Origin of the sequence: Streptomyces fradiae (assembly GCF_041270065.1) — a bacterium.
Lineage (GTDB): Bacteria > Actinomycetota > Actinomycetes > Streptomycetales > Streptomycetaceae > Streptomyces.
This window is the reverse complement of record NZ_CP065958.1, coordinates 2,121,578-2,147,867: the sequence shown is the minus strand read 5'-3', so window position 1 is coordinate 2,147,867 and position 26,290 is coordinate 2,121,578. Positions and strand designations below refer to the sequence as shown.

The 26,290-nt window shown below is 73.0% G+C and carries 25 protein-coding genes; 9 read left to right on the top strand and 16 right to left on the bottom strand.

Translation table 11 applies throughout. The features are described from left to right. Positions 1-159: 159 nt before the first annotated feature. On the bottom strand, positions 160-1,191 hold the full coding sequence (gene glnII / locus JAO84_RS09655; RefSeq protein WP_370412214.1) for a glutamine synthetase: 1,032 nt from the start codon (positions 1,189-1,191) through the stop codon (positions 160-162). A gap of 387 nt (positions 1,192-1,578) precedes the next feature. On the opposite strand from glnII, the gene JAO84_RS09650 reads away from it, so the two are divergent. Continuing rightward, positions 1,579-2,499, top strand: coding sequence for a Gfo/Idh/MocA family protein (locus JAO84_RS09650; protein WP_370412212.1), 921 nt, complete (start codon positions 1,579-1,581; stop codon positions 2,497-2,499). A gap of 8 nt (positions 2,500-2,507) precedes the next feature. Then, entirely contained in the window at positions 2,508-3,389 is an 882-nt protein-coding gene (locus JAO84_RS09645) for an alpha/beta fold hydrolase (protein ID WP_370412210.1), read from the top strand. A 15-nt stretch (positions 3,390-3,404) separates the two neighbouring features. On the opposite strand, the gene JAO84_RS09640 is transcribed toward JAO84_RS09645, so the two are convergent. Continuing rightward, positions 3,405-3,764 (bottom strand): arsenate reductase family protein, encoded by a 360-nt coding sequence (locus JAO84_RS09640; RefSeq protein WP_370412208.1) that lies wholly within the window; start codon positions 3,762-3,764, stop codon positions 3,405-3,407. A gap of 184 nt (positions 3,765-3,948) precedes the next feature. Here JAO84_RS09640 and JAO84_RS09635 point away from each other — a divergent pair, with 184 nt between their 5' ends. After that, complete coding sequence (locus JAO84_RS09635; protein ID WP_265861804.1) at positions 3,949-4,224, top strand: hypothetical protein; 276 nt, start codon at positions 3,949-3,951, stop codon at positions 4,222-4,224. A gap of 78 nt (positions 4,225-4,302) precedes the next feature. Here JAO84_RS09635 and JAO84_RS09630 read toward each other — a convergent pair whose 3' ends face one another. The 3 genes from JAO84_RS09630 to glnA all read right to left on the bottom strand — a co-directional run bounded on the left by JAO84_RS09630 (position 4,303) and on the right by glnA (position 7,903). Then, positions 4,303-5,523: a cytochrome P450 gene (locus JAO84_RS09630; RefSeq protein ID WP_370412205.1), complete on the bottom strand. Its 1,221-nt coding sequence runs from the start codon at positions 5,521-5,523 to the stop codon at positions 4,303-4,305. Beyond that, positions 5,520-6,233, bottom strand: a complete 714-nt coding sequence (locus JAO84_RS09625) for a tRNA-dependent cyclodipeptide synthase (protein WP_370412203.1) — start codon at positions 6,231-6,233, stop codon at positions 5,520-5,522. The genes JAO84_RS09630 and JAO84_RS09625 overlap by 4 nt, the downstream gene beginning before the upstream one ends. 260 nt (positions 6,234-6,493) lie before the next feature. Then, positions 6,494-7,903, bottom strand: a complete 1,410-nt coding sequence (gene glnA, locus JAO84_RS09620; RefSeq protein WP_265861800.1) for a type I glutamate--ammonia ligase — start codon at positions 7,901-7,903, stop codon at positions 6,494-6,496. Positions 7,904-8,146: 243 nt separating this feature from the next. Here glnA and JAO84_RS09615 point away from each other — a divergent pair, with 243 nt between their 5' ends. After that, entirely contained in the window at positions 8,147-8,614 is a 468-nt protein-coding gene (locus JAO84_RS09615) for an RDD family protein (protein ID WP_370412201.1), read from the top strand. Between the two features lie 82 nt (positions 8,615-8,696). On the opposite strand, the gene JAO84_RS09610 is transcribed toward JAO84_RS09615, so the two are convergent. The 4 genes from JAO84_RS09610 to lipB form a co-directional block, all read right to left on the bottom strand. Next, positions 8,697-9,407 (bottom strand): DUF4191 domain-containing protein, encoded by a 711-nt coding sequence (locus JAO84_RS09610; RefSeq protein WP_265861797.1) that lies wholly within the window; start codon positions 9,405-9,407, stop codon positions 8,697-8,699. Between the two features lie 10 nt (positions 9,408-9,417). Beyond that, positions 9,418-9,627 (bottom strand): hypothetical protein, encoded by a 210-nt coding sequence (locus JAO84_RS09605; RefSeq protein ID WP_265861796.1) that lies wholly within the window; start codon positions 9,625-9,627, stop codon positions 9,418-9,420. A 199-nt stretch (positions 9,628-9,826) separates the two neighbouring features. Beyond that, positions 9,827-10,795, bottom strand: coding sequence for a lipoyl synthase (gene lipA / locus JAO84_RS09600; RefSeq protein ID WP_265861794.1), 969 nt, complete (start codon positions 10,793-10,795; stop codon positions 9,827-9,829). A 101-nt stretch (positions 10,796-10,896) separates the two neighbouring features. Further along, on the bottom strand, positions 10,897-11,769 hold the full coding sequence (gene lipB, locus JAO84_RS09595) for a lipoyl(octanoyl) transferase LipB (RefSeq protein WP_370412198.1): 873 nt from the start codon (positions 11,767-11,769) through the stop codon (positions 10,897-10,899). A 349-nt stretch (positions 11,770-12,118) separates the two neighbouring features. On the opposite strand from lipB, the gene JAO84_RS09590 reads away from it, so the two are divergent. Then, entirely contained in the window at positions 12,119-13,636 is a 1,518-nt protein-coding gene (locus JAO84_RS09590) for a regulator (protein ID WP_370412196.1), read from the top strand. A gap of 42 nt (positions 13,637-13,678) precedes the next feature. Here JAO84_RS09590 and JAO84_RS09585 read toward each other — a convergent pair whose 3' ends face one another. Further along, a complete protein-coding gene (locus tag JAO84_RS09585; RefSeq protein WP_370412194.1) occupies positions 13,679-15,001 on the bottom strand; it encodes an NAD(P)/FAD-dependent oxidoreductase in 1,323 nt (440 codons plus the stop codon). Positions 15,002-15,196: 195 nt separating this feature from the next. Then, complete coding sequence (locus tag JAO84_RS09580; protein ID WP_265861790.1) at positions 15,197-16,105, bottom strand: TIGR01777 family oxidoreductase; 909 nt, start codon at positions 16,103-16,105, stop codon at positions 15,197-15,199. A gap of 47 nt (positions 16,106-16,152) precedes the next feature. Here JAO84_RS09580 and JAO84_RS09575 point away from each other — a divergent pair, with 47 nt between their 5' ends. Further along, positions 16,153-16,680: an N-acetyltransferase family protein gene (locus JAO84_RS09575; protein WP_370412192.1), complete on the top strand. Its 528-nt coding sequence runs from the start codon at positions 16,153-16,155 to the stop codon at positions 16,678-16,680. On the opposite strand, the gene JAO84_RS09570 is transcribed toward JAO84_RS09575, so the two are convergent. Further along, positions 16,666-17,310: a TetR/AcrR family transcriptional regulator gene (locus JAO84_RS09570; RefSeq protein WP_370412190.1), complete on the bottom strand. Its 645-nt coding sequence runs from the start codon at positions 17,308-17,310 to the stop codon at positions 16,666-16,668. The two genes, JAO84_RS09575 and JAO84_RS09570, sit on opposite strands and share 15 nt — an antisense overlap. Before the next feature lie 118 nt (positions 17,311-17,428). Here JAO84_RS09570 and JAO84_RS09565 point away from each other — a divergent pair, with 118 nt between their 5' ends. Further along, positions 17,429-18,223, top strand: coding sequence for an SDR family NAD(P)-dependent oxidoreductase (locus tag JAO84_RS09565; protein ID WP_370412187.1), 795 nt, complete (start codon positions 17,429-17,431; stop codon positions 18,221-18,223). Positions 18,224-18,256: 33 nt separating this feature from the next. On the opposite strand, the gene JAO84_RS09560 is transcribed toward JAO84_RS09565, so the two are convergent. After that, positions 18,257-18,778, bottom strand: coding sequence for a DUF4240 domain-containing protein (locus JAO84_RS09560; protein ID WP_265861916.1), 522 nt, complete (start codon positions 18,776-18,778; stop codon positions 18,257-18,259). A 99-nt stretch (positions 18,779-18,877) separates the two neighbouring features. On the opposite strand from JAO84_RS09560, the gene JAO84_RS09555 reads away from it, so the two are divergent. Continuing rightward, positions 18,878-19,837 carry an SDR family oxidoreductase gene (locus JAO84_RS09555; protein WP_370412185.1) on the top strand — a complete coding sequence of 320 codons (960 nt, stop codon included), beginning with the start codon at positions 18,878-18,880 and terminating at the stop codon, positions 19,835-19,837. Here the strand turns inward: JAO84_RS09555 and JAO84_RS09550 are convergent. Continuing rightward, positions 19,834-20,802: a helix-turn-helix transcriptional regulator gene (locus tag JAO84_RS09550; protein ID WP_370412183.1), complete on the bottom strand. Its 969-nt coding sequence runs from the start codon at positions 20,800-20,802 to the stop codon at positions 19,834-19,836. The genes JAO84_RS09555 and JAO84_RS09550 overlap by 4 nt on opposite strands. 19 nt (positions 20,803-20,821) lie before the next feature. After that, on the bottom strand, positions 20,822-21,805 hold the full coding sequence (locus JAO84_RS09545; RefSeq protein ID WP_370412181.1) for an Lrp/AsnC family transcriptional regulator: 984 nt from the start codon (positions 21,803-21,805) through the stop codon (positions 20,822-20,824). 92 nt (positions 21,806-21,897) lie between these two features. Between JAO84_RS09545 and JAO84_RS09540 the strand changes: the two genes are divergently transcribed. Then, positions 21,898-23,328 carry an MFS transporter gene (locus tag JAO84_RS09540; RefSeq protein WP_370412179.1) on the top strand — a complete coding sequence of 477 codons (1,431 nt, stop codon included), beginning with the start codon at positions 21,898-21,900 and terminating at the stop codon, positions 23,326-23,328. 82 nt (positions 23,329-23,410) lie between these two features. On the opposite strand, the gene aceE is transcribed toward JAO84_RS09540, so the two are convergent. Then, a complete protein-coding gene (aceE, locus tag JAO84_RS09535) occupies positions 23,411-26,131 on the bottom strand; it encodes a pyruvate dehydrogenase (acetyl-transferring), homodimeric type (RefSeq protein WP_370412177.1) in 2,721 nt (906 codons plus the stop codon). Between the last annotated feature and the right edge of the window lie 159 nt (positions 26,132-26,290).

The following is a 26,290-nucleotide window of genomic DNA, read 5'->3' as shown; positions in this document are numbered from 1 at the left end:
CTCCATATCCCTATTAAACCAGCAGGGAAGTGCGGTGGGCAGCCCCCGGCATCCCAAACCCCTTGTCGCCCTTCCCACATGCCGAGAGGGGCGCCCCCGTACGAAACGGGGGCGCCCCTCTCAGGACTGCTCGGGTCAGACCCGACCTCAGACCTGGCCTCAGACCTGGCCGGCCTTCTCCAGGGCCTCGCAGCAGGTGTCCACCAGGAGGCGGGTCACCGTGTACGGGTCCACGTTCGCGTTCGGACGGCGGTCCTCGATGTAGCCCTTCTGGTCCTGCTCGACCTGCCACGGGATGCGGACCGAGGCGCCGCGGTCGGAGACGCCGTAGGAGTACTGGTCCCACGGGGCGGTCTCGTGCAGGCCGGTCAGACGGTCGTCGATGCCAGCGCCGTAGTTCTTGACGTGGTCGAGCGGCTTCGAGCCCTCGCCCAGCGCCTCGCACGCGGTGATGATCGCGTCGTAGCCCTCGCGCATCGCCTTCGTGGAGAAGTTGGTGTGCGCGCCCGCGCCGTTCCAGTCGCCCTTCACCGGCTTCGGGTCCAGCGTCGCGGAGACGTTGAAGTCCTCGGCCGTGCGGTAGAGCAGCCAGCGGGCCACCCACAGCTGGTCGGCGACCTCGAGCGGCGCCAGCGGACCGACCTGGAACTCCCACTGGCCCGGCATGACCTCGGCGTTGATGCCGGAGATGCCCAGACCCGCCTTCAGGCAGTTCTCCAGGTGCGCCTCGACGACGTCACGGCCGAAGATCTCGTCCGCGCCGACACCGCAGTAGTAGCCGCCCTGCGGGGCCGGGAAGCCGCCGACCGGGAAGCCGAGCGGACGCTCGCCGTCGAAGAAGGTGTACTCCTGCTCGATGCCGAAGATCGGCTCCTGCGCGGCGTACTTCGCGTACACCTCGGCCAGCGCGGCCCGGGTGTTCGACTCGTGCGGCGTCATGTCCGTGTTCAGGACCTCGCACATCACCAGGATGTCGTTGCCGCCGCGGATCGGGTCCGGGCAGGAGAAGACCGGCTTGAGCACCCGGTCCGAGGCGTGACCCTTGGCCTGGTTCGTGCTCGAACCGTCGAAGCCCCAGATCGGCAGCTCCTCCAGCGGAAGGACCTCACCGGGGATGATCTTCGTCTTGGAACGGAGCTTGGCGGTCGGCTCGGTGCCGTCGATCCAGATGTACTCAGCCTTGAAGGTCACGGGGCCTCATCCTTTGGCGTGCTGCGGGTGCTGGTGCTCCGCGCTGCGGCGGCGGCTCGCGACATTGCGAGAGCTGCGGTGGCGGTGTCTGCGTCGTCCGCAGCTTCGCAACACCGGATTTCCCGTCGGTTGCCCGTTTGTGAACCCCGTGTTACTCAGCCTTCCTCCATTTCCCGCCCCCGCCGTGCGACGACGTGCGCGTCCAGGAGTCCACCGAACCCGGCCCGCCGGATCCGTCCCACGGGGTCCGCGCCGTATACGAGGCTTCACACGCGCCGGTCAGCGTGCCCCGGCCGCGCGCCCCGGGCGTGCGCTCCGGGGTGGGTCCGGGGTGGATCGGGGGGATCCCGGAGCCGCTACGGCCGGGGGGCCCGGCAGACTGTGGGCATGACGAACCTTCCTGGCACGAAGACCCGCATCGGACTCCTCGGCACCGGCCCCTGGGCCGAGCGCACCCACGCCCCCGCGCTCGCGGCGCATCCCGACGTGGAGTTCAGCGGGGTGTGGGGCAGACGGCCGGAGGCCGCGGCCGCGCTCGCCGCCGCGTGCGGGACGAAGGCGTACGAGGACGTGGACGCGCTGTTCGAGGCGAGCGACGCGGTCGCGCTCGCGCTGCCGCCGGACGTCCAGGCTCCGCTGGCCGCGCGGGCCGCCGCGGCGGGCTGCCATGTCATCCTCGACAAGCCGGTGACGACCTCGGCGGCGACGGCGCGCGAGCTCGCCGACGCCGTCACGGGCGCCGGTGTGGCCTCCGTCGTGTTCTGCACCCTCCGCTTCGCGCCGCCCACCGCGCGCTGGATAGACGAACAGGTCGCCGCCGGCGGCTGGTTCCTCGGCGAGGCGCACTGGCTGGGCGCGCTGTTCTCGCCCGACGCCGACAGCGTCTACGCCGCCTCGCCCTGGCGGCGCGACAAGGGCGGTCTGTGGGACGTCGGCCCGCACGTCCTCTCCGTCTTCCTGCCGATCCTCGGCGACGTCACCTCCATCAGCTGCACCGAGGGCCGGGCGGACACCCGCCACCTGACCCTGCGCCACACCTCCGGCGCGAGCAGCACCGCCACCCTCACGCTCAGCGCCCCGGCCGCCTCCGCCGAGGCCGCGCTCTCCCTCTACGGCGAGCGGGGCAAGGCCGTCATGCCGCACTGGGACGGCGCCCTCGACGCCTTCGGCGGCGCCGTCGACGGCCTCCTGGAGGCCGTCCGCACCGGCCGCCCCCACCCCTGCGACGTACGGTTCGGAGCCCGGCTCACCGAGATCCTCGCCGAGGCGGAAGCCGTGGCCCGGGCCGAGCGGGTCGCGGTCCGGTGAACCGCGCCGTGCCCCGTGAGCCGCGTGAGCCGTCCGCGTTCGACCTCGCCTACGACGCCGTCCTCGCGCACTGGCCGCAGGGCACCACCACGGCGGCCGTCCCCACCCCGTACGGCGCGACCCATGTCATCAGCCACGGCCCCGCCGACGGCCCGCCCGTGCTCCTGCTGCCCGGCGGCGGGGCCACCGCCACCGGGTGGTACGGCACGGCGGCGGCGCTCGGCGCGACCCACCGGGTGCACGCCGTCGACCTGGTCGGCGAGCCCGGCCGCAGCCTCGCGGACCCGGGCCGCCCGATCCGTACCGCCGCCGACCTCACGGGCTGGCTCGACGCGCTCCTCGACGCCCTCGCGATACCCGCCGAGCAGCCGGTGGGCCTGGCCGGGCACTCCTACGGCGCGTGGATCGCCCTGCAGTACGCGCTCGCCGCGCCCGACCGCGTCGGCCGGCTCGTGCTGCTCGACCCCACCAACTGCTTCACCGGCTTCGCCCCGCGCTTCCTGCTGCGGGCCCTGCCGGTGCTGCTGCGGCCGGGCGCGGCCCGCCGGGCCGCGTTCCTCGACTGGGAGACCGGGGGCGCCGCGCTCGACCCCGACTGGCGCCGGCTGCAGGTGCTCGCCGCCGACGTCCCGTCCGTCCGCCCGGTCAACGGGCCCCGGCCCGCGCCCGAGCGGCTCGCCGGGCTGCGCCCGCCCACCCTGGTGCTGCTCGCCGGACGCAGCCGGACCCATGACTCGTACGCCGTGGAGCGCAAGGCCCGCGCCGCCGTCCCCGGCGGGCGCCTGGAGACGGAGGTGCTGCCCGACGCCACCCACTTCGCCCTCCCGGTGGGCGCGGGGCCGGAGGCACACGCTCGAATGGCCCGCCACCTCACGGGAGAGGGGAACTGACCCGGGGGAGTCGGCTCAGCGGGACAGGGCGTCCCGCACCGCCTCCTCGGAGCGGCCGACCACGGCCGTGCCGTCCTCGGCGGTGATGATCGGGCGCTGGATCAGCTTCGGGTGCTCGGCAAGGGCCGTCACCCAGCGGTCGCGGCTCGCCTCGTCCCGCGGCCAGTCCTTGAGGCCCAGCTCCTTGGCGTCGGCCTCCTGGGTGCGGGTGATGTCCCACGGCTCCAGGCCGAGCCGCTCCAGGACCGCGCGGATCTCGTCCGGCGAGGGCACGTCCTCCAGGTAGCGGCGCACCGTGTAGTCGGCGCCCTCGGCGTCCAGCAGGGTCAGTGCGCTGCGGCACTTGGAACAGGCGGGATTGATCCAGATCTCCATGTCCCCAACGTACCGGCAAACGTCCCGCCGAACGTCCCGCCGAACGTCCCGTCAAACCTCCCTTCCATACCCCCTCAAGATGCGTCTGGCCAGGGGCGATTGTCAGTGGGGGGCACTAAAATAGGGGGTGAAGGTGAGGGTCCCGGGGAGGGCCCGCACCCCACCGTTCGCCAGGAGGTCGCCCATGGCTGTCGCCATGATCCGGACACCGTCCCTCGAACCCTGGAAGCCGCTCCAGAAGAAGCCGCTCCCCGCGGGCCGCCCCCGCGAGTGGTACGTCACGCACAACCGCCGGCTGAAGGCCATGCGCCTGGCCATCGCCCTGCTCGACGCGGGCGTCTACCTGCCCTCGCGGGCGACGAACGCGAAGATACGCACCACGGCGACCCAGCTCGGCATCCACCCGCCGTCCGACACCACCTGCCGCATGGTCCGCGCCCTGATCCGTTACGGCCGCTGACAACGGAAGGGCGCTGCCCGACCCCGACCCCGGCTCCGGCCGGGCCGGGCAGCGCCCCCGCGTGATCACATCCGACCGCTACCAGGCCACCGGCAGCCGCTCGGGGAGGCGCTTCATGAAGTTGGTGCGCCACACCAGCTGTTCGACCGGCACCGCGAGCCGCAGCTCCGGCAGCCGGTCGAGGAGCGTCTCCAGGGCGATCTCGGCGTGCCGCTTGCCGAGCGCCGTCGCCGGGCAGTAATGCGAGCCGCCGCCGAAGGACAGGTGGTCGGAGGCGTTCTCCCGGTCCGGCCGGAAGGTCAGCGGGTCGGGGAAGTGCTCCGGATCGTGGTTCGCGGCCTCCACGAGCACGAGGACCAGCTCACCGGCCCGCACGAGCGTGTCCCCGAGCCGTACGTCCTCCAGGGCGAGCCGCGGCAGCCCGTCGCCGATCGACAGATTGACCCGCAGCAGTTCGTCCATCGCCCCGGCGACCCCGCCACCGGAACCGCCCCCGCCGGTCAGCGCCTCCCGCACGTCCGGCCGGGTCAGCACCGACACAAGGGCCATCGTCAGGAACCCGGCGGTGGAGATCACCCCGGCCCCGAACAGCGTGACGCCCACCGTCGCCAGCATCTCGTCCGTCAGATGCGCGTAGTCGGGATCCTCGCGCAGCGCCGCGAGCTCCGCCATCAGCCCGCCGGTCGCCGGATCGTCCAGCCGCTCGGTCATGTACGCGATGTCCCGGTCCCAGTTGAGCCGGGCCGCCTCGATCTCGCGCGGCGCGTTCATGAAGGCCACGTCCAGGCTGCGCAGCAGTCGCGGTCCGTCCTCCTCCGGGATGCCCAGCATCCGGCAGTGCAGCCCCGCCGAGTACGGATCGGCGTACCCGCTGCGCAGCTCTCCGGGCGCCCCCTCGCCGACCAGCGCGTCCACCAGGCCCCCGGCCCGGGCCCGCAGCCACTCCTCCAGGCCGGGCGCCTTCGGGTTGATCGCCTTCATCACGGCCTTGCGCAGCCCGGCCCCGGTGATGTTGCCCATGTTGTTCACCACGTGCGGCGGGATCGTCAGCGCGTACTGCCGGGGCGCCCCGGGCGCGGACGTGTCCTTGAGGCTGAACCTCGGGTCCTCCAGGACCTGTCGGCACAGCTCGTACGAGGAGACCAGCCAGGCCTCGGCCCCGGCGATCGTGCGGACCTTGCGCACCGGCTCGGCGCGCAGCGCGCCGATCTCGGCGGGCAGCCGGGTCCCGTCCCAGTCGAAGGGGAAGGCCGGCAGTGCGCCTGCGCTTGCGGTGCCGGTGTCGGTGGCGGTGCTCATGCGGAGACTCCTTCGGCGGGCGTGAGGATGCCGTGGCCCTGGTTGCGCGAGGCCCGGAGCCCGGACCCCCGCCCGTACAGCAGATCGGCCAGCGGCAGCGCCTGGTGGTAGCAGTTGAGCGAGGACGGCACCCCGAGGATCGCCGGGGTGTCCAGGAACAGCGGCACCTCGGCGCAGATGTACGCCCGGCACACCTCCCGCTGCCGCTCGTCGATCAACTGCCCCGGCGCCAGCTTCCCGGCCAGGAAGATCCCGGTCAGCGCGTCGCAGGTCTCCCGCACCACCGGATCCGCCGCCACCGCGTCGAGCACGGTGCGGTGCAGCTCCCGGTACGCCGGGACGTCCCCGAACTCCGACATCCCCCGGGCCCGTACCCGTACCCCCGTGGGATCGGCCTCCGCCACGGCCGCCCCGACCTTGGCCCGCACCCCCCGCAGGTTCTTGACGGCCTTCCGCCGCGCCTCGTCGGCCCCGTACCCCAGCGCCTCGTACATGTCGGCGACATGCAGATCGGTGTAGACGAGATCGACCTGATCGAAGTGGTCCAAGCCCCAGCGCGTCAGCTCGCGCAGCCGCTGGGCGGTGAAATAACTGTTCCCCGGTGAGACGCCGATGACCACGTGCGCGCCCTCGTCGGCGATGACGCGGCAGTGATCGGTGTACGGCTGGAGTCGGAGCGTCTCTGCAGGGGCGAAAGCCGCCTGAGTCACGTCGGCAGTCCTCAATCGCGCCAGCTAGTCCCAGCGGAGCCCTGTGCTCCGGGTGTGGCGGCAGCGACGACGACACGCTATCGATCAGTCGCGGAGCGTGAACCCCCTACTCGTAGGTACGCACGAGAGTTCGTCAGCTGTTCGCCTTCTCGTGATCTTGGCCGGATCCCGGCGGCCCCGACCGGCCGGAAACGGCGAGGCCCGCCGCCCCCGTGAAGGGGGCGACGGGCCTCGGAAGAGCCTCGCTCGCGGGGTACGGCTTAGAGGTCGAAGTAGAGCTCGAACTCGTGCGGGTGCGGGCGGAGCTGGATCGGGGCGATCTCGTGGGTGCGCTTGTAGTCGATCCAGGTCTCGATCAGGTCGGACGTGAAGACGCCGCCGGCCTGCAGGTACTCGTTGTCCTCCTCCAGGGCGGTGAGGACGGCCTCCAGGTTGGTCGGGACCTGGGCGACGTTCGCGTGCTCCTCGGGAGCGAGCTCGTACAGGTCCTTGTCGATCGGCTCGGCCGGCTCGATCTTGTTCTTGACGCCGTCGAGGCCCGCGAGGAGGAGCGCGGAGAAGGCGAGGTACGGGTTCGAGGACGGGTCCGGGGCGCGGAACTCGACGCGCTTGGCCTTCGGGTTCGAGCCCGTGATCGGGATGCGCATCGCGGCGGAGCGGTTGCGCTGCGAGTAGACCAGGTTGATCGGGGCCTCGAAGCCCGGCACCAGGCGGTGGTACGAGTTCACCGTCGGGTTGGTGAAGGCGAGCAGCGACGGGGCGTGCTTCAGGATGCCGCCGATGTAGTAGCGCGCGGTGTCCGACAGGCCCGCGTAGCCGGCCTCGTCGTAGAACAGCGGGTCGCCGTTCGACCACAGCGACTGGTGGACGTGCATGCCCGAGCCGTTGTCGCCGAAGATCGGCTTCGGCATGAAGGTCGCGGTCTTGCCGTTGCGCCAGGCGACGTTCTTCACGATGTACTTGAAGAGCATCAGGTCGTCGGCTGCGGCGAGCAGCGTGTTGAACTTGTAGTTGATCTCCGCCTGGCCGGCGGTGCCGACCTCGTGGTGCTGGCGCTCGACCTTGAGGCCGACGTTCTCCAGCTCCAGGGAGATCTCCGCACGCAGGTCGGCGAAGTGGTCGACCGGCGGGGCCGGGAAGTAGCCGCCCTTGTAGCGGACCTTGTAACCCCGGTTGTCCTCCTCCTTGCCGGTGTTCCAGGCGCCGGCCTCGGAGTCGATGTGGTAGAAGCCCTGGTTCGCGGAGGTCTCGAAGCGGACCGAGTCGAACACGTAGAACTCGGCCTCGGGACCGAAGTACGCGGTGTCGGCGATGCCGGTGGAGGCCAGGTACGCCTCCGCCTTCTTCGCGATGTTGCGCGGGTCACGGCTGTACTGCTCGCCCGTGATCGGGTCGTGGATGAAGAAGTTGATGTTCAGCGTCTTGTCGCGGCGGAACGGGTCCAGGCGGGCCGTCGACAGGTCGGCGCGCAGGGCCATGTCCGACTCGTGGATGGCCTGGAAACCGCGGATCGACGAGCCGTCGAAGGCCAGCTCCTCGGACGGGTCGAACGCCGTCGCCGGGATCGTGAAGTGCTGCATCACGCCCGGAAGGTCGCAGAAACGGACGTCGACCATCTTGACGTCGTTGTCCTGAATGAACTTCTTGGCCTCGTCGGCGTTCTGGAACATCCAACTCCTCCTACTCCCGGCCCGGGGAGGGGCGGGGTTGCAGCTCGGTCGTGCGGCCAGTGCGGTGGCACACGCAGGACCCGACCATAGGCAGACGGGATTTCTCAAGCATGACCCATTTGTTTCGTCGAAGTTAACCGGGGCGGGTGCGGTCCAGGGGCCTCCGGGGACTCTCCGGGAACTCTTCGGGGCCTTGGCGACCCGGGCCGAAGTGATCAAAAACGGGCACAGTACCGTGGTCGGGTGGACAACAGGCAAGCACTCGGATCATGGCTCTCCGGCCCGCGCGCCGCGGCCGAAGAAGCGGGCGTGGACTTCGGTTACCGCGGGCAGCAGCTCGGCCTGCCCGAGGAGGGCCCCGGCTCCATCGCCCGCCCCGGCCGCCGCCTCGGCGCCCTCGCCGTCGACTGGGCCCTCTGCATGCTGATCGCATACGGCCTCATCACGCACGGCTACAACCAGGCCACCGGCAACTGGGCCCTGGTGATCCTGCTGGTCATGAGCGTGCTCACGGTCGGCACCATCGGCTTCACCCCCGGCAAGCGCCTCTTCGGCCTCCGGGTCGTCTCGGCGAACGGCGGCCGCCTCGGCCTCCTCCGGGTCGTGCTCCGCTCCCTCCTGGTCTGCCTCGCCATCCCGGCCCTCATCTGGGACCGCGACGGCCGCGGCCTGCACGACCGCTTCTCCGGCGCCGTCCAGGTCCGGATCTGAGTCGGCCTACGAGCAACGGGAAGCGCCCCGGACCTGTTCGGTCCGGGGCGCTTCCCGTTGCTCGTAGGGGTCTGGTGCGCGCTCAGCGCATCTTTCCGCCCCGCGGCATCCGCATGCCCTTCGGCATCGGACCCTTCGGCAGCGGCATGTTGCTCATCAGGTCGCCCATCGCGCGCAGCCGGTCGTTGGCCGCCGTCACCTGCGGGCCGGACAGCAGTCGCGGCAGCTTCAGCATCTTGGTGCGGACCTTCTTCAGCGGGATCTGGCCCGCCTCCTCGTCGTTGCCGACGAGGATGTCCGTCACCGGGACGTCCACCACGATTCGGGCCATCTTCTTCTTCTCGGCCGCGAGCAGCGTCTTCAGCCGGTTCGGGTTGCCCTCGCCGACCAGCACGATGCCCTGACGGCCGACCGCCCGGTGCACGACGTCCTGGTTGCGGTTCATCGCGACCGCCGGGGTCACCGTCCAGCCGCGCCCGATGTTCTGCAGCACCGCCGCGGCCGCGCCCGGCTGGCCCTCCATCTGACCGAAGGCCGCCTTCTCGGCGCGCCGGCCGAAGACGATGGCCATCGCCAGGAACGCCAGGACGAAACCGAGAATGCCCAGGTAAACGGGGTGACCGATCAGGAAGCCGATCGCGAGGAGGACACCGAGTACAACGATGCCCACGCCCGCGACGACGAGCCCGACCTTGGGGTCGGCCTTCCGGGTCATCTTGTACGTGAGGGCGATCTGCTTCAGTCGCCCGGGGTTCGCGGCGTCAGCGCCGCCCGTGTTTGCACTCCTCGCCATGTCCTGAAGTTTACGTGCCCCGGGACGCGAGGCCCTCCACGGCCTCCATCACGTGCTGGGCCTCCACCCGGTCCTTGGCCCGGCGGCGGTCCTCCAGGACCGAGGTCCAGGCGTTGCGCCGGGCGGTGCGCTGCCCGCGGGCGAGCAGCACGGACTCCACGGCGCGCAGGGCGTCGGTGACGGTCGGGATGGCGTTGGCTCGGATGTGCGCGGCCTGCATGGGCGAGGGCCTCCGTGAACGCTCGGTGGCGGTGAGTGAGAACAGCCTCACAGAACGGTGTTACCAGGGCGTGACCCGGGGGTCAAACACTGATGAAACCCTGAGGCCCGTACGCACACGCGTACGGGCCTCGGAGGAGAGCGGGGGCCGGCGGGGCCGGCAGGGGCCATAACGGCCCGCGGGGGCGTGGCCGGGGGCCTCAGACCGCCTGCGTGGCGTTGTCGACCGCGCCACGGCGCTCGATGGCCTGCTGGAAGAGCCGCCCGGCCCGGTACGAGGAGCGGACCAGCGGGCCCGACATCACACCGGAGAAGCCGATCTCCTCGGCCTCCTCCTTCAGCTCCACGAACTCCTGCGGCTTCACCCAGCGCTCCACGGGGTGGTGCCGGACGGAGGGGCGCAGGTACTGCGTGATGGTGATCAGCTCGCAGCCGGCGTCGTGCAGGTGCTGCAGCGCCTCGCTGACCTCCTCGCGGGTCTCGCCCATGCCGAGGATCAGGTTGGACTTCGTGACCAGACCGTAGTCCCGCGCCTTGGTGATGACGTCGAGGGAGCGCTCGTAGCGGAAGCCGGGGCGGATCCGCTTGAAGATCCGTGGCACCGTCTCCACGTTGTGCGCGAAGACCTCGGGGCGGGAGTCGAAGACCTGCTCCAGGAGCTCCGGCACCGCGTTGAAGTCGGGGGCGAGCAGCTCGACCTTGGTGCGGCCGGCGGCGCGCTCCGCGGTCTGCTGGTGGATCTGGCGCACGGTCTCCGCGTACAGCCAGGCGCCGCCGTCCTCCAGGTCGTCGCGCGCGACGCCGGTGATGGTGGCGTAGTTCAGGTCCATCGTGACGACGGACTCGCCGACGCGGCGCGGCTCGTCGCGGTCCAGCGCCTCCGGCTTGCCGGTGTCGATCTGACAGAAGTCACAGCGGCGGGTGCACTGGTCACCGCCGATGAGGAAGGTCGCCTCGCGGTCCTCCCAGCACTCGAAGATGTTGGGACAGCCCGCCTCCTGGCAGACCGTGTGCAGTCCCTCGCTCTTCACCAGGCCCTGGAGCTTGTTGTACTCGGGCCCCATCTTCGCGCGGGTCTTGATCCACTCGGGCTTGCGCTCGATGGGGGTCTGGCTGTTCCGGACCTCCAGGCGCAGCATCTTGCGTCCGTCGGGTGCGACTGCGGACACATCGGCTCCTGTAGCTTCGATTCTTCGGCGCCCACCAGGGTACGCCCGTTGCTTCCATGCCTTAACGCTCTGGCCAACCCTGGGCCAGAGCTCGGCATTCCTCAGGCGGTGGCCGGCTCGGCGGCCCGCTCCGTCTCACGCTCGGACACGGCTGTCGCCGGTGCCGCCGGTGCCGCGGTCTCCGCCTCGCGCACGATCTCGCGCGGCTTGAGCACCGCGTCCGCCATGACGTCCCGCAGGTGCTTCTCGACGACCGGGAGCACCTCCTCGATCGTGAGGTCGCGGCCCAGCTCGTTGGCGAGCGAGGTGACGCCCGCGTCGCGGATGCCGCACGGGATGATCCGGTCGAACCACGCGTTGTCCGGGTTCACGTTCAGGGCGAAGCCGTGCATGGTGACGCCCTTGGCGACCCGGATGCCGATGGCCGCGAGCTTGCGGTCCTCCCGGCGCTGGCCGGCGTTGGAGGGGGCGTACTCCGGGCCGTTCAGGCGGGGGTCGAACTCCTCGTCCTGCAGTCGCGGGTCGAAGTCCAGCGAGAGTCCGCCGATCTGCGGCCGCTGCTCGACCGGGTCGCCGAGCACCCACACACCGCTGCGGCCCTCGACCCGGGTGGTGGCCACGCCGAAGTCGGCGGCGGTACGGATCAGTGCCTCCTCCAGGCGGCGTACGTGCGCGACCACGTCGACCGGGCGGGGCAGCTTCATGATCGGGTAGCCCACCAGCTGGCCGGGGCCGTGCCAGGTGATCTTCCCGCCGCGGTCGACGTCCACGACCGGCGTCCCGTCGAGCGGGCGCTCGTTCTCTGCGGTGCGCCGGCCCGCCGTGTACACGGGCGGGTGCTCCAGGAGCAGACAGGTGTCCTCGACCTCGTCGGCGAACCGGGCGGCGTGCACCTCGCGCTGCTTGTCCCACGCCACCTGGTAGTCGACGGCGTCGTCGCCGAAGCCCAGACGGACGAATCGCAGCTCACTCACGGCCATGCCTCCTCCTGGGGTGCCGCGGGCCGGGTTCCCGGGGATCGTCCCGGGGGCGGGAGCCGGCTCGGCACCATGCGTCATTCGCGCCCATGCCACTGTACGGCGGTACGCCCGATCGCCCTCCGGCAGGTGCGCGAGCGCCCCTCCGGCGCAAGGACGAGAGCTTCTACGCCGGTCCGCGAGCCCCTCGTCAGCGGACAGTCAATCCTCACACGATCGGATGAATGTGGGGCGAAGGTGGCGGTAATGGCCGTGACTGCCGCTAAATTCACGCCGTTCCATGAGGGCCACGAGGGTCCATACGGGCTGCCACCCCGGGCCCGGAAGGCAGGAGACCGCACAGCTGATGACGGAACGACCCTCGCAGCGCATCCCGAACCGCCAGCTCGCCGCGCTCATCGCCGAGGCGGGCTTCTCCAACGCGGGTCTCGCCAGACGGGTGGACCAGCTCGGACTGGAACACGGCCTCGACCTCCGGTACGACAAGACCTCGGTGACCCGGTGGCTGCGCGGGCAGCAGCCGCGCGGCACCACGCCGGCGCTGATCGCCGAGGTGTTCACCCGCCGCCTCGGCCGCCGGCTCTCCGCGCAGGACCTCGGCCTGGACGCCTGCGCACCCGTCTACGCGGGCCTGGAGTTCGCGGCCACCCCCGAGGAGGCCGTCGACATCGTCAGCGGCCTGTGGCGCAAGGACTCCGGCAGCCACGCGGAGCTGCGGAAGATCGCCTTCACCCCGGCCGGTCTGGTGGTCCCCAGCCGCGACTGGCTGATCGGCCGCGCGGACGAACGGGTGGCGCGCGGCGAGCCCGCCGGCCCGGGCGCAGGCCATGGACCCGCCGGCCACGGACCCGCCGGGCACGGCCCCGGCGGCCGGGGCGGCCCGGCCGGTGCCGACCCGCGGGTGCCCCTCCAGGGCCGCTACTCCGTGCCCCGTCAGCGCGGTACGGACCGGGGCCCCGGCCAGCGGGTGTCCAGCGGCGACATCGCCGCCCTGCGCTCGGTCGGCGAGCTCTTCCGCACCCTCGACCACGCATACGGCGGCGGCCACGCCCGCCAGGCCCTGGTGCGCTACCTGGAGCACGAGGCCGAGCCGATGCTGCGCGGCACGTACGGGGAGAGCGTCGGCCGCCGCCTGTTCGGCGCCGCCGCCGACCTGACCCGCCTGGCCGGCTGGACCTCGTACGACATCGCCGCGCACGGCCTGGCCCAGCGCTACTTCGTGCAGGCGCTGCGGCTCGCCCAGGCCGCCGGGGACCGGGCCTACGGCTCGTACGTCCTCATCACCATGAGCCACCAGGCGGTCTACCTCGGGCACGGCCGCGAGGCCGTCCAGCTCGCCCGGGTCGCCCAGCAGGGCGTCGGCGCCGCCGCCCCGCCGGTCGTCCAGGCCCTGCTCCACTCGGTCGAGGCGCGCGGGCACGGCGTCCTCGGCGACTCCCGGGCCTGCGGCGCCGCGCTCGCCCGCGCCGAACGGGCCCTGGAGGCGGCCCGGCCCGGCGACGAGGTGCCGTACTGGGCGCGCTCCTTCGACGAGGCACAGCTCGCCGACGAGTTCGGGCACTGCCACCGCGACCTCCAGCAGTACCGCGCCGCCGCCCAGCACGCCGAACGCGCCCTCCAGCTCCGGCCCCCGGGCTTCGCCCGCAGCCGCCTCTTCTGCCGGGTCGTCCTCGCCTCCGCCCGCCTCGCCCTCGGCGAACTCGACCAGGCCTGCGCGCTCGGCGCCGAAGCCGCCCAGCAGGCCGCCGAGATGCGCTCGGCCCGCGCCGTGGAGTACGTCCGCGACTTCGAACGCCGCCTGGAGCCCTACCGCGACGCCCCCGCCGTCCGCACGTACCGGGACCGGGTCTCGGCGCTGGGCTGACCCCTCTAGTGGCCTGTCCGGCCTTGATCCGCCGGACAGGCCCTAGGCCGCCTTCGCCTCCGTGGGCGTTTCCCGGCGCATCCCCAGGTCCGAGAGCAGCGCCGTCGCCGTCCTGCGGGCCGTCGTCAGGGCGCCGAAGGGGGTGCCGGTGCCGCGGTGGGCGCCGCAGACGTAGAGGCCGGCGAGGAGCCGGACGGGGCGCTCGGGGTCGAAGGGCGGGCGCAGGGACGGGTGGGCGTGCGGGGTGTGGCGCAGGGCCAGCAGCTCCCAGTCGTCCGTGGAGACCCCGTACAGCGTCGCCAGGTGCTTGCGGACCCGCCGCTCGGTGTCGTCGGGAGGCGTGCCGAGGACGACTGAGGTGATCAGGACCCGGCCGTCCGGCGCGCGGCCCGGGTCGACCGCGCTCATCACCGCCGTGTGCGCCACCGGGCCGCCGGGGTCGGACTCCAGGATCAGCACCGGGTCCGCCGTCGGGGCGGCCGGCGCCGTGTGGTGCAGGACGGTCGCCGCGTGGTACTCCGGCACCCGCAGCCCGGGCAGCAGCTCCGCCGCCGTCCGGCCGTCCGTCGCCACGACCACCGCGCGGCAGCCGAACACCCCGTGCTCCGCCGTCGTCACCCGCGAGATCGACGCGTCGGTGACCCGGACGCCGGTACGGACCGTGCCCGGCGGCAGCGCCGCCGCGAGCCGCGCCACCAGCGCGCCCGACCCGCCCTCCGGCACCCCGAGCCGGCCGCGTGCGAAGGAGCGCAGTGCGAGGTCCGCGCGCCGGCTGGAGGTCGACAGGTCCGGATCGCCGAGCAGCGCGGCGAGCAGCGGGCGCAGCACCCCCTGCACGGTACGGGCGGGCAGCCGGGCCGACAGGGCCTCCTGCGCGGTGCGCTCCGTACGGGTGAGGATCCGCTGGGCGGGCGTGGTGGCGAGCCGTACCAGCGAGGCCCCCAGGCGCGCCTGGTCGAGCGAGACGGCGGGGTTCCGGGGGGCGCCCGCGAGGGCGCGCGCCATACCGCGCGCGCCCCCCAGGCTCCGTACGCCGCCTCCCAGGCCCCGTACGCCCCCCGTGCCCCAGGGGCCCGTGCCCCACGGTGTGTGCGGCGCCCCCCAGCGGGCGCAGCGCCCGTCGCTGTGCACGAGCACCCCCGGGGCGAACGGGCGCAGCGGCACGCCCGCGACCTCCGGCGCGGTGAACAGCGGCCCGACCCGGTCGAGCCGGAAGCCGTCGACGGTGTCGGTCGCCATCCGGCCGCCGACCTGCGGCGCGGCCTCCAGGACCGTGACCGAGAGACCGGCCGCGGTCAGCTGATGAGCGGTCGCGAGACCCGCGATCCCGGCTCCTACGACGACGACGTCCGCGTTGTTGAGCACGTGCCCCTCCCCAGGTCGGCGCGGCTTGTGGGAGGCCTATGCCCCCAACGGGCCCCCGGAATGCCCTCGTTCGGCACGAGACTAGGGAGCGCTCCCGCGGCGGGCAGCCGCGCGCGACGGGGTGCACGCAGCACGGGGGAGCACACCCGGGAGCACACCGGGAAGGCGCGCGGGTGAAGGGAGGGTGGCGGTTCGTCAGCGGGCGGCGGCCCGCACCGCCTCGTCGATCGTCGGGAAGGCGAAGTCGAAACCGGTCTCCAACAGGCGCCCCGGCAGCACCCGCTGACTGCCGAGCACATCCGCGGCGAACTCCCCGAGCGCCACCCGCAGAGCGGGCGCCGGTACGTGGAGGACGGCCGGGCGGCGCAGCACCCGCCCCATCGCCGCCGTCACCTCGCGGTTGGTGACCGGCTCGGGCGCCGTCAGGTTCACCGGACCGGACGCGGCCGGGGTGTCGACGAGATGGCGCAGGGCCGCGACCTCGTCGTGCAGCGAGATGAAGCTCCAGTACTGGCGCCCGTCGCCCATCCGCCCGCCCAGCCCGGCGCGGAACAGCGGGAAGAGCCGCCCCCAGGCGCCGCCCTGACGGGCCACCACCAGACCGGTACGGGCGTACGCGACGCGGATCCCGGCCGCCTCGGCGGGCGCCGCCGCGGCCTCCCAGTCCACGCACACCTCAGGGAGGAAGCCCTCGCCGGCGGGCGCGCTCTCGTCGACCGCGCGGGTGCCGGTGTCGCCGTAGTAGCCGAGGGCGGTGCCGCAGACCAGGACCTCGGGCGGGTCGGCGAGCGAGGCCAGGGCCTCGGCGATCGCCCGGGTGCCGAGCACCCGGCTGTCCCGGATCTCCTTCTTGTACGCGTCGTTCCAGCGCCGCTCGCCGACGCCCGCGCCCGCCAGGTGCACGACCGCGTCGACCCCGACCAGGCCCGCGGTGTCCACGTACAGCCGGGCCGGGTCCCATTCGACCTCGTCGGCCAGGACGGCAGGGCGGCGGACGAGCCGCAGGACCTCGTGGCCGTCGGCGCGCAGGGAGCGCACGAGGGCGGCGCCGATGAGCCCGGACGCGCCGGTGACGGCGATGCGCTGGCGAGTCTGTCGCTTCATACCGCCATCCTGCCCCTCCCGGGTCCTGCCATGGCACAGTGGCCCGCATGATCGTGCCGGAGACACCGCGACACCTGGAGCGCCCGGAGATACGGGTCCGCGCCGCGACGCCCGCCGACGAGCCCGCCCTCGCCGCGCTCGACCGGTCCACCTGGTCGCCCCTGCACGCCGTGCTGCCGGCGCCCGAGGCCGGGGAGCCGTTCTTCGACGAGCGGCACCTGCCCGCGCACTACCTGGTGGCGGAGTCCGAGGAGGCCGGGGTGCTCGGCTACCTCCGCCTCGTCCCGCCCACCCCGATGGCCTGCAACGCCCACGTCCGCCAGATCCAGGGCCTCGCCGTCGCCGAGTCCGCCCGCGGCCGGGGCGTGGCCCGCACCCTGCTGCGCGCCGCCATGGACCGGGCCCGGGCCGAGGGCGCCCGGCGCATCACCCTCCGCGTACTCGGCCACAACGCCCCGGCCCGGGCGCTCTACGAGAGCGAGGGCTTCGCGGTCGAGGGCGTGCTGCCGGGCGAGTTCTTCCTGGCCGGCGGGTATGTGGACGACGTCCTGATGGGGCGCTCACTCCTCCCCTGAACCGGGCGCGAGGAGCCGCATCCCGCCCATGAGTTCGCGCAGGCAGCGCACCGCCAGGTCGGCCGGCGAGCCGGGGCCGTGCACCGGGGCGTCGGTCTCGGCCCAGGTCTCCAGGGCGATCCGGATCGCGTCGGTGGCCGCCGCGGCCGCGAGCCGCAGCTCCAAGGGGTCGGTGCCGGGGCCCGCCAGCTCGGCGAGCACCGCGCGCAGCCGGTCCTCGGACTCCTGGTTGACCCGGTACCAGACGGCCCGCAGGGCCGGGTCGTGCTCGGCCGCGCGCAGCAGCCCGCGGGTCCAGCGCAGGCCCTCCTCGGCCTCGGTGTCCGCGGCGGCCAGTGAGTCGGCGATGGACCGCTCCAGGGCGGTGGGCACGGCGGTGCCCGGTCCGGCGGCGGCGAGCTCGGCGCGCCAGCGGTCGGCGCCGCCCGCGAGCAGCGGGGCGACGGCGTCCTGCTTGGAGCGGAAGTAGCGGTAGAAGGTGCGCAGGGCGACCCCGGCCCGCTGGGCGATGTCCTCGGCGGTGGTGTCGTCCGGCCCGCGCTCGGTGAACAGCTCGGCCGCCGCACGGGCGATGTCGAGCTGGGTGGCGGCCTTGCGGCGCTCCGTCAGGGAGGGGGGCTTGGTGCTCACGCGACCAGCGTACGCCCGCGCCTGCCAGAAATGCACTCCATGCAGCTATGGCAAATCGTGCCACTTAGGCGTACGGTGGTCAGTACCCTGGAAAGTGTGAGATCGAGAGGTTGTCGTCATGAATCAGCTGACCCGTTACGAGGGACGCCGCGCACTCGTCACCGGCGGCGGCTCCGGCATCGGCCAGGCCACCGTCCTGCGCATGCTGGCCGAGGGCGGGCGCGTCGTCGCCGCCGACATCAGCGAAGACGGCCTCAAGGACACCGTCGCCAAGGCGGGAGCCGACGCCGACCGCCTCACCACGCTCGTCGTGAACATCGGCGACGAGAGCTCCGTGCGCGCGGGCGTCGCCGCCGCCGTCGAGACCCTCGGCGGCCTTGACGTGCTGGTCAACGCGGCGGGCATCCTGCGCTCCGCGCACACCCACGAGACCACCCTCGACTCCTTCGAGCAGGTCCTGCGGATCAACCTCACCGGTACGTTCCTGATGATCCGGCAGGCCATACCGGCGCTCCTGGAGGGCAACGGCTCCGCCGTCGTCAACTTCTCCTCCACCTCGGCGATGTTCGCCCACCCCTACATGGCGGCCTACGCGGCCAGCAAGGGCGGCATCCAGTCCATGACCCACGCGCTCGCCGCCGAGTACGCCAAGCAGGGCATCCGCTTCACCGCCGTCCAGCCCGGCTCCATCTCCTCCGGTATGACCGACGGCTCCGGCGAGTCCAAGCAGTCCCAGGGCCCCGGCCTGCCCGAGGACACCGACTGGTCGCTCTTCGCCAAGCTGGCCCCCGCCCTCGGCCAGGGCTTCGCCGGCCCCGAGACCGTCGCCGGCGTCGTCGCGATGCTCGCCTCCGAGGACGGGAAGTTCATCACCGGCACCGAGATACGCATCGACGGCGGCACGCACTTCTGACGTACGCCCCGAGCGCTGCCGAGCGGGGGCCTCTCAGCCGGGGCCGAAGCGGGCCCACAGGCGCGGGAAGCGGGCCGCGAGCACGCCGTCGTCGTCCAGGTCGAACGGCGTGCCCAGCGGCTCCGCGCCCTGCGGCGGAATGCCCAGCTCGGGCGTCTCGCCGCCGGTCAGTCCCTCGTACGCCTCGTCCGCCGCGAAGCCCAGCTCCTCGCCGTCCCCGTCGATCTCCGGATCGAAGTCCTCAAGGAGCTCCGCCAGCGCGTCCGGATCGTGCACCGCGCCCTCGAAGACCTCCCGCCCCTGGCCGATCAGCCAGCAGCGGAACCAGTCGAAGGTGTCGTCCGCCGCACCGTCGAGCAGCACGGCGGCCGCACCCCACAGCTCCCAGGTGAAGGCGCGGTTGTAGCGGGCCTCGAAATGCCGGGCGAAGTCCACCACGGAGTCCGGGTCGAGCCGGGTGAGGCGCTCCACGAGCAGGTCGGCGTGCTCCTCCGGGTCGCCCTCGGCGCGCTCCCGGGTGGAGTCGATGATCTCCCAGAACTCCGTCTCGTCCATCACGGGACAAGCATCGTGCGTGCCGCCGGGCGACGCACCCGGAATCGGCTGAAATCAATCCGGACAGAAGATGTCGGATTTCCCTGCCAGGCTGCTCGCATGACCACCGAGAACACCACGGAGAACCCGGAGAACACCGACAGCAAGCCCCTCGCGGGCCGGATCGCCCTCGTCGCCGGCGCCACCCGGGGCGCCGGACGCGCCATCGCCGTCCAGCTCGGCGCCGCCGGAGCCACCGTCTATGTCACCGGCCGCACCACCCGCGACCGGGTCAGCGAGGTCGGCCGCGGCACCGAGACCATCGAGCAGACCGCCGAGCTCGTCACCGCCGCCGGCGGCGAGGGCGTCGCCGTCCCCACCGACCACCTGGAGGAGGATCAGGTCCGCGCCCTGGTCGAGCGGATCGACCGCGAGCGCGGCCGGCTCGACGTCCTCGTCAACGACGTGTGGGGCGGCGAACACCTCATCGGCTCCTCCTTCGGCAAGAAGACCTGGGAGATCGACCTCGCCGACGGCCTGCGCATGCTCGAACTCGGCGTGAAGACACACCTCATCACCTCCCACACCGCCCTCCCGCTGCTCACCCGTCACCCCGGCGGCCTGGTCGTCGAGGTCACCGACGGCACCACCGCGTACAACGGCACCCGGTTCCGCGAGAACCTCTTCTACGACCTCGCCAAGAACGCCCCCATCCGGATGGCCTTCGGCCTCGCCAAGGAGCTCGCGGACTCCGCCGGCACCGCCGTCTCCGTCAGCCCCGGCTGGCTGCGCTCCGAGCAGATGCTCGCGGGCTTCGGCGTCACCGAGGAGAACTGGCGCGAGGCCACCGACAAGGTCCCCGACTTCGCCGTCTCCGAGTCCCCCGTCTACGTCGGACGGGCGGTCGCCGCCCTCGCCGCCGACCCCGACCGGGCCCGCTGGAACGGGCAGTCCCTGGACAGCGGACGGCTCGCCCGGGAGTACGGCTTCACCGACGCGGACGGCTCGCGGCCCGACGCCTGGGGCTTCCTGCTCGCCAAGGAGACCCACCCGGACACGGACCCGGCGGACTACCGCTAGACCGCCCGATAGCGCTCGGCCATCGCCCGGGCGGCCGCCGCGAACCGCTCGCGCAGGCCGTCCGGGGCCACCACCTCCACCTCCGGGCCGAGCCCGAGGAGCTGCCCGAAGGCCACCTCCTCGTTCTCCACCGGCAGCACCACCCGCAGCCGGCCGTCCGTCTCGGTCACCCCCGCCGCCACCGCCTCGCCGGCCGCCGCGCGGTCCGTCACGTACGGCAGCCGCCGCGCCCCCGCCTCCGTCAGCCGCAGCACCACCTCCGCACGCAGCAGCGAGCGCGCGAACTGGGCCGACCGCTCGTTCCAGAACGCCGCCAGATCGAAGTCCGGATCGCGCTCGAAGGGCTCCTCGCCCACCGCCACCTCGGTGAACCGGTCCACCCGGTAGGTGCGGTACGAGGAGCCGGCCCGGGCGCACACGTACCAGACGCCGGCCTTCAGGACGAGACCGTACGGTGCGAGCTCCCGCGTCACCTCGCCGTCGCCCCGCCGGTAGCGGGCCCGGACCGGCAGGTCGCCCCACACCGCCTCCGCCACCGGCGCGAGCAGCTCCGGCGTCTCCGGCTCCTGGAACCAGGCGGGCGCGTCCAGGTGGAAGCGCCGCCCCACCGCCTCCGGCGCGTCCCGCAGCGAGGGCAGCAGCGCCGCCGACACCTTCAGGCGGGCCGCCGAGGCCGCGTCCGCGAGCCCCAGGTCCCGCAGCGCCCCCGGCAGCCCGGACAGGAACAGCGCCTCCGCCTCTCCGCGGGCGAGGCCGGTCAGGCGCGTCCGGTAGCCGCCGACAAGGCGGTACCCGCCGGCCCGCCCCCGGTCCGCGTACACCGGCACCCCCGCCTCCGAGAGCGCCAGGGCGTCCCGGGTGATGGTCCGCTCCGACACCTCCAGCTCGGCGGCGAGTTCGGCGGCCGTCATCGACGGCCGGGACTGGAGCAGCAGGACCAGCTTGATCAGGCGGGCGGCACGCATGCCCCCCATCATGCTGTCCTCAGCCGCGCAGGGTGGCGGCGGCCTTGTACGTACGGAGCACGGGCGCCGTCTCGATCCGGGTGATCGCGTCCAGGGCGAGGCGCCGGGTCAGGTAGTGGTGCAGGGCCTCGGCGTCCGAGCACAGGGCGTGCGCGACCAGGTTCGTCGGACCGGTGGTCGCCGCGACGACCGCGAGCTCGGCATGCCCGGCCAGGGCCGTGGCGACCTCGTCGAGCCGGCTCGGGGCGACCTGCATCCACAGCAGCGCGGAGACGGTGACACCGAGCACGGCCGGCTCGATGTCGATGTCGAAGAACAGGGCGCCGCGCACCCGCAGTTCGGTCAGCCGGCGGGCGACGGTGGCCGGCGTGGTGCCGGTCGCGGCGGCCAGCTCCGCGTACGGGGCGCGGGCGTCCTCCCGCAGCGCGGCCAGCAGCCGGCGGTCGGCCTCGCCCAGCGGGTACGGCTCCGGGTCCGCGGCCGGGTCCACGGCCGGTCCCGGGTGCCCGGCCCGCAGTCGGGCCTCCTGCTCGGGGCTGAGCGTGCCGAGCCGGCCGCGCCAGGGGGTGGGCCCGCCGAGGTAGGTGTGCAGCAGATAGTGCGCGGAGACGGCGGTGATGCCGGCGGTGCGCGGGATGTCGCGCAGCAGGAGCGAGTGGGCGTCCGGGCCGCTCGGCGGGGCGTGCACGATCGCGACGATCTCGGTGCCCCCGGAGGTCAGCCGCACCCACGAGGTGTCGGGGCGGCGGGCCAGCGCGACGGCGAGGTCGTGAGCGGTACGGGTCGCGGCCGTCAGCCGCAGGAACCACTGGTGGGTGCCGGCGCTGCGCGGGTCCGGCAGGGCCACCACGCGAAGCCCGCCCTCGGCGCGGAGCCGGCGGTAGCGGCGTACGACGGTCTGGGTGGAGGAGCCGAGGACCTCGGCGACGAGGGTGAAAGGGGCCCGGGCGTCCACGTGGAGGGCGTGGATCAGGCCGCGGTCGAGGTCGTCGAGTACGGGCATGTTCCGCACGCTAGCGGGTAGAGATGGAAGAAATCACCGATCCCATCACCAGACATGGAAGTGCGTGCAGGCCGGGCCGCACGGTGGTGCCCATGACACAGCCAGCCCTGACCGCTTCCACACCCGCTTCCGCGCCCGCCGCCGTCCCGTATCCCGCCCGCTGGACCGCCCTGATCGCGCTGCTCGTCGCCGAGGCCATGAACCTCCTCGACGCGACCGTCGTGCAGGTCGCCGGACCCGTCATCCACGCCGACCTGGGCGGCCCGGCCGCCGCGATCCCCTGGTACTCCGCCGCGTACACCCTCACCTTCGCGCTCGGCCTGCTCACAGCCGCCCGCCTCGGCGACATCGCGGGCCGCCGCCGGGTCTTCCGGATCGGGGTCGCGGCCTTCGCGCTCACCTCGCTGGCCTGCGCGCTCGCGCCGGGCGGCGGCGTGCTCATCGGGCTGCGCGCGGCGCAGGGCCTGGCGGCGGCGCTGATCATCCCGCAGACCTTCGGGCTGATCCGGGCGATGTTCGACGGTGACGAACTGCCCAGGGCGCTGGGCGCGATCGGCCCGGTGATGGGCCTTTCCGCGGTCCTCGGGCCGGTGCTCGGCGGGATCCTCACCCACGCCGACCTGCTCGGCACCTCCTGGCGCGCGGTCTTCCTGGTCAACCTGCCGCTCGCCGCCGCCGTCCTGCTGCTCGCCCGGCACCTGCGCGAGGACCGCGCGCCCGTACGGCCACGCCTTGACCCGGTCGGCACGGTCCTCGCGATGGCCGGCACCGCGCTGCTCGTGTGCCCGCTCGCCGCCGGGACCGGGGCTCCGGGCGGCGCCGCGTGGGCCGCCGCCGGGCTCGGCGCGCTCGTGCTCGCCGGGTTCGTCGTCCACCAGCGTCGGGCGGCCGCCGCGGGCCGTACGCCACTGGTCGAGCCGTCGCTGCTGCGCGGGCGCGCGTTCCCGGCCGCGCTCGCCACCTCCACGCTGTTCTTCGCCGTCATGAACGGCGTCATGATCACCGTGGTGCTCCAGCTGGAACTCGGCCTGGACCGCGGCCCGCTCGCCGCCGGCCTCACCCTGCTGCCCTGGTCCGCGGGCCTGGCCGTCGGCTCCTGGGCCGCCGGCAGCCGGTTCGTCCCGCGCCACGGCGGCGCCCGCGTCCTGTGCGCCGGGCTGGTCGCCCTCGCGGCCGGCCTGGCCGCCGCCGCACTCGCCTACCGCGCCGCCCCCACCGGGCACTACCCCCTCGGCCTCCCCTTCGCCCTCGCCCTCGCCGGCCTCGGCGTCGGCCTCTTCACCGCCCCCTTCTTCACCCTCGCCCTGCGCCCCGTCTCCGACCAGGAGGCCGGCTCCGCCGCCGGCCTCCTCAACGCCGTCCAACAACTCGGCGGCACCCTCGGCGTCGCCGTCATCGGCGGCATCTACCTGACCACCACAAGCCCCCACCAGGCCCTGGCCACGTCCGCCGCCCTCCTCGCCCTGACGGCCCCGGCGGCCCGGGCGATGCTGGCCCGGCCCCGTACCCCCACAGCAAAGTGAGGGGCCGCCCTCGTTCGTACGTGTCGGCGTACGAACGAGGGCGGCCCCTCAGGCACTCACTGCCCAGGCGTGGCGACCGGCCTTACAGGCCGTAGCGCTCCCGGGCCTCCTTGACCGCGGTCGCCTGGACCTCGCCGCGGCGGGCGAGCTGGGCGAGGGCGGCGACGACGATGGACTCGGCGTCGATGCCGAAGTGGCGGCGGGCCGCCGCGCGGGTGTCCGAGAGGCCGAAGCCGTCGGCGCCGAGCGAGGTGTAGTCCTGCTCGATCCACTGCGCGATCTGGTCCGGGACCTGGCGCATGTAGTCGGAGACCGCGAGGACCGGGGAGTCCACGCCCTCCAGGACCTGGCGGACGTACGGCACGCGCTCCTCGCCGCGCAGCAGGGCCGCGTCGGCCTCAAGCGCGTCGCGGCGCAGCTCGGTCCAGGAGGTCGCGGACCACACGTCGGCGGCCACGCCCCACTCGGCGGCGAGCAGCTTCTGCGCCTCCAGGGCCCAGTGGATCGCCGTGCCGGAGGCGAGCAGCTGGATGCGGGCGGCGTTCGCGGGCAGCTCCAGGCCGGCCGACTCGGCCGTGTTGAAGCGGTAGAGGCCCTTGACGATGCCCTCGTCGACGCCCGCGTGGCCCGGCTTGGCCGGCTGCGGCATCGGCTCGTTGTAGACGGTGAGGTAGTAGAAGACGTTCTGGTCCTCGCCCTCGGCCGCCTCGCCGTACATCCGGCGCAGGCCCTCCTTGACGATGGCCGCGACCTCGTACGCGAACGCCGGGTCGTAGCTCAGCGCCGCCGGGTTGGTGGCCGCGATGACGGGGGAGTGGCCGTCGGCGTGCTGCAGGCCCTCACCGGTCAGCGTCGTACGGCCCGCGGTCGCGCCGACGAGGAAGCCGCGGCCGAGCTGGTCGCCGAGCTGCCACATCTGGTCGGCGGTCCGCTGCCAGCCGAACATCGAGTAGAAGATGTAGAACGGGATCATCGCCTCGCCGTGCGTCGCGTACGCGGTGGACGCGGCGATGAAGTCGGCCATCGAGCCGGCCTCGGTGATGCCCTCGTTCAGGATCTGGCCGTTGACGGCCTCCTTGTAGTACATCAGCTGGTCGCGGTCGACCGGCTCGTACGTCTGGCCCTTCGGCGAGTAGATGCCGAGCGAGGGGAACAGCGACTCCATGCCGAAGGTACGGGCCTCGTCCGGGACGATCGGGACCCAGCGCTTGCCGGTCTCCTTGTCGCGGACCAGGTCCTTGACCAGGCGCACGAAGGCCATCGTGGTGGCGACGGACTGCGTGCCGGAGCCCTTGTCGAAGGCGGCGAAGGCCTTGTCGGCCGGGGCCGGCAGCGGGGCCAGCGGGTGCACCCGGCGGGCCGGGGCCGGGCCGCCGAGGGCCGCGCGGCGCTCCTGGAGGTAGCGGACCTCGGGGGAGTCGGCGCCCGGGTGGCCGTACGGCACCACGCCGTCGACGAACTGCGCGTCCGAGATCGGCAGGTCGAGCAGGTCCCGCATGTTCTTGAACTCGTCCGTGGACAGCTTCTTCATCTGGTGGTTCGCGTTCTTCGACGCGAAGCCCTCGCCCAGGGTGAAGCCCTTCACGGTCTGCGCCAGGATCACCGTCGGCGCGCCCTTGAACTCCAGGGCGGCCTTGTACGCGGCGTACACCTTGCGCGGCTCGTGGCCACCGCGGGAGAGGTGGAAGCACTCGAGGATCTTGTCGTCGGACAGCAGCTGCGCCATCGCGACGAGCGCCGGGTCCTTGCCGAAGAAGTCCTGGCGGATGTACGCGGCGTCGCGGGTCTGGTACGTCTGGACCTGCGCGTCCGGGACCTCGCGGAGGCGGCGGACCAGGGCGCCGGTGGTGTCGAGCGCGAACAGCTCGTCCCAGGCGTTGCCCCACAGCGACTTCACGACGTTCCAGCCGGCGCCGCGGAACTGGGCCTCCAGCTCCTGCACGATCTTGAAGTTGGCGCGGACCGGGCCGTCGAGGCGCTGCAGGTTGCAGTTGATGACGAAGGTCAGGTTGTCCAGGCCCTCGCGGGCCGCCAGTGCGAGGGCCGCCGTCGACTCGGGCTCGTCCATCTCGCCGTCGCCCAGGAAGGCCCAGACGTGCGAGGAGGAGACGTCCTTGATGCCGCGGTTGGTCAGGTAGCGGTTGAAGCGCGCCTGGTAGATCGCGGAGAGCGGGCCGAGACCCATGGAGACGGTGGGGAACTCCCACAGCCAGGGGAGGCGCCGCGGGTGCGGGTAGGAGGGCAGGCCGTTGCCGCCGGACTCCTGCCGGAAGTTGTCGAGGTGCGCCTCGGTAAGCCGCCCGTCGAGGAAGGCGCGGGCGTAGATGCCGGGGGAGGCGTGGCCCTGGATGTAGAGCTGGTCGCCGGAGCCGGCGGCCTCGCCGGACTCCTTGCCCTTGAAGAAGTGGTTGAAGCCGGTCTCGTACAGCCAGGCCGCGGACGCGAAGGTCGCGATGTGGCCGCCGACGCCGTGCTTGGAGCCGCGGGTGACCATCGCGGCCGCGTTCCAGCGGTTCCACGCGGTGATCTTCCGCTCCAGCTCCTCGTCTCCGCCGAAGTCGCTGATGACCGGCTCGGCGGAGGTGGGGATGGTGTTGAGGTAGTCCGTCTCCAGCAGCTTCGGCAGGGCGAGGCCCGCCGTGTCGGCGTGCTGGAGGGTGCGGCGCATCAGGTAGGCGGCCCGGTGGGGGCCGGCGGCCTTGGTGACGGCGTCCAGGGAGGCCGCCCACTCGGCGGTCTCCTCGGTGTCACGGTCCGGGAGCTGGTCGAGCTCGCTCGGAATCTTGCCTACGGGATCGGTCATGATCGCCGCCTTCCGGACAGATGGGGGTGGAGATAAAGGGGCCTTGTCTGGCAGGACAGGGCGAAGGGCCGGGGTACGGCCCCGGAAGACTGTATGTCGGCGATCGATGATCGATCAAAGCTTCGGGGCGAAAAAGATGCCCGGAGCACCAAAGTCGGC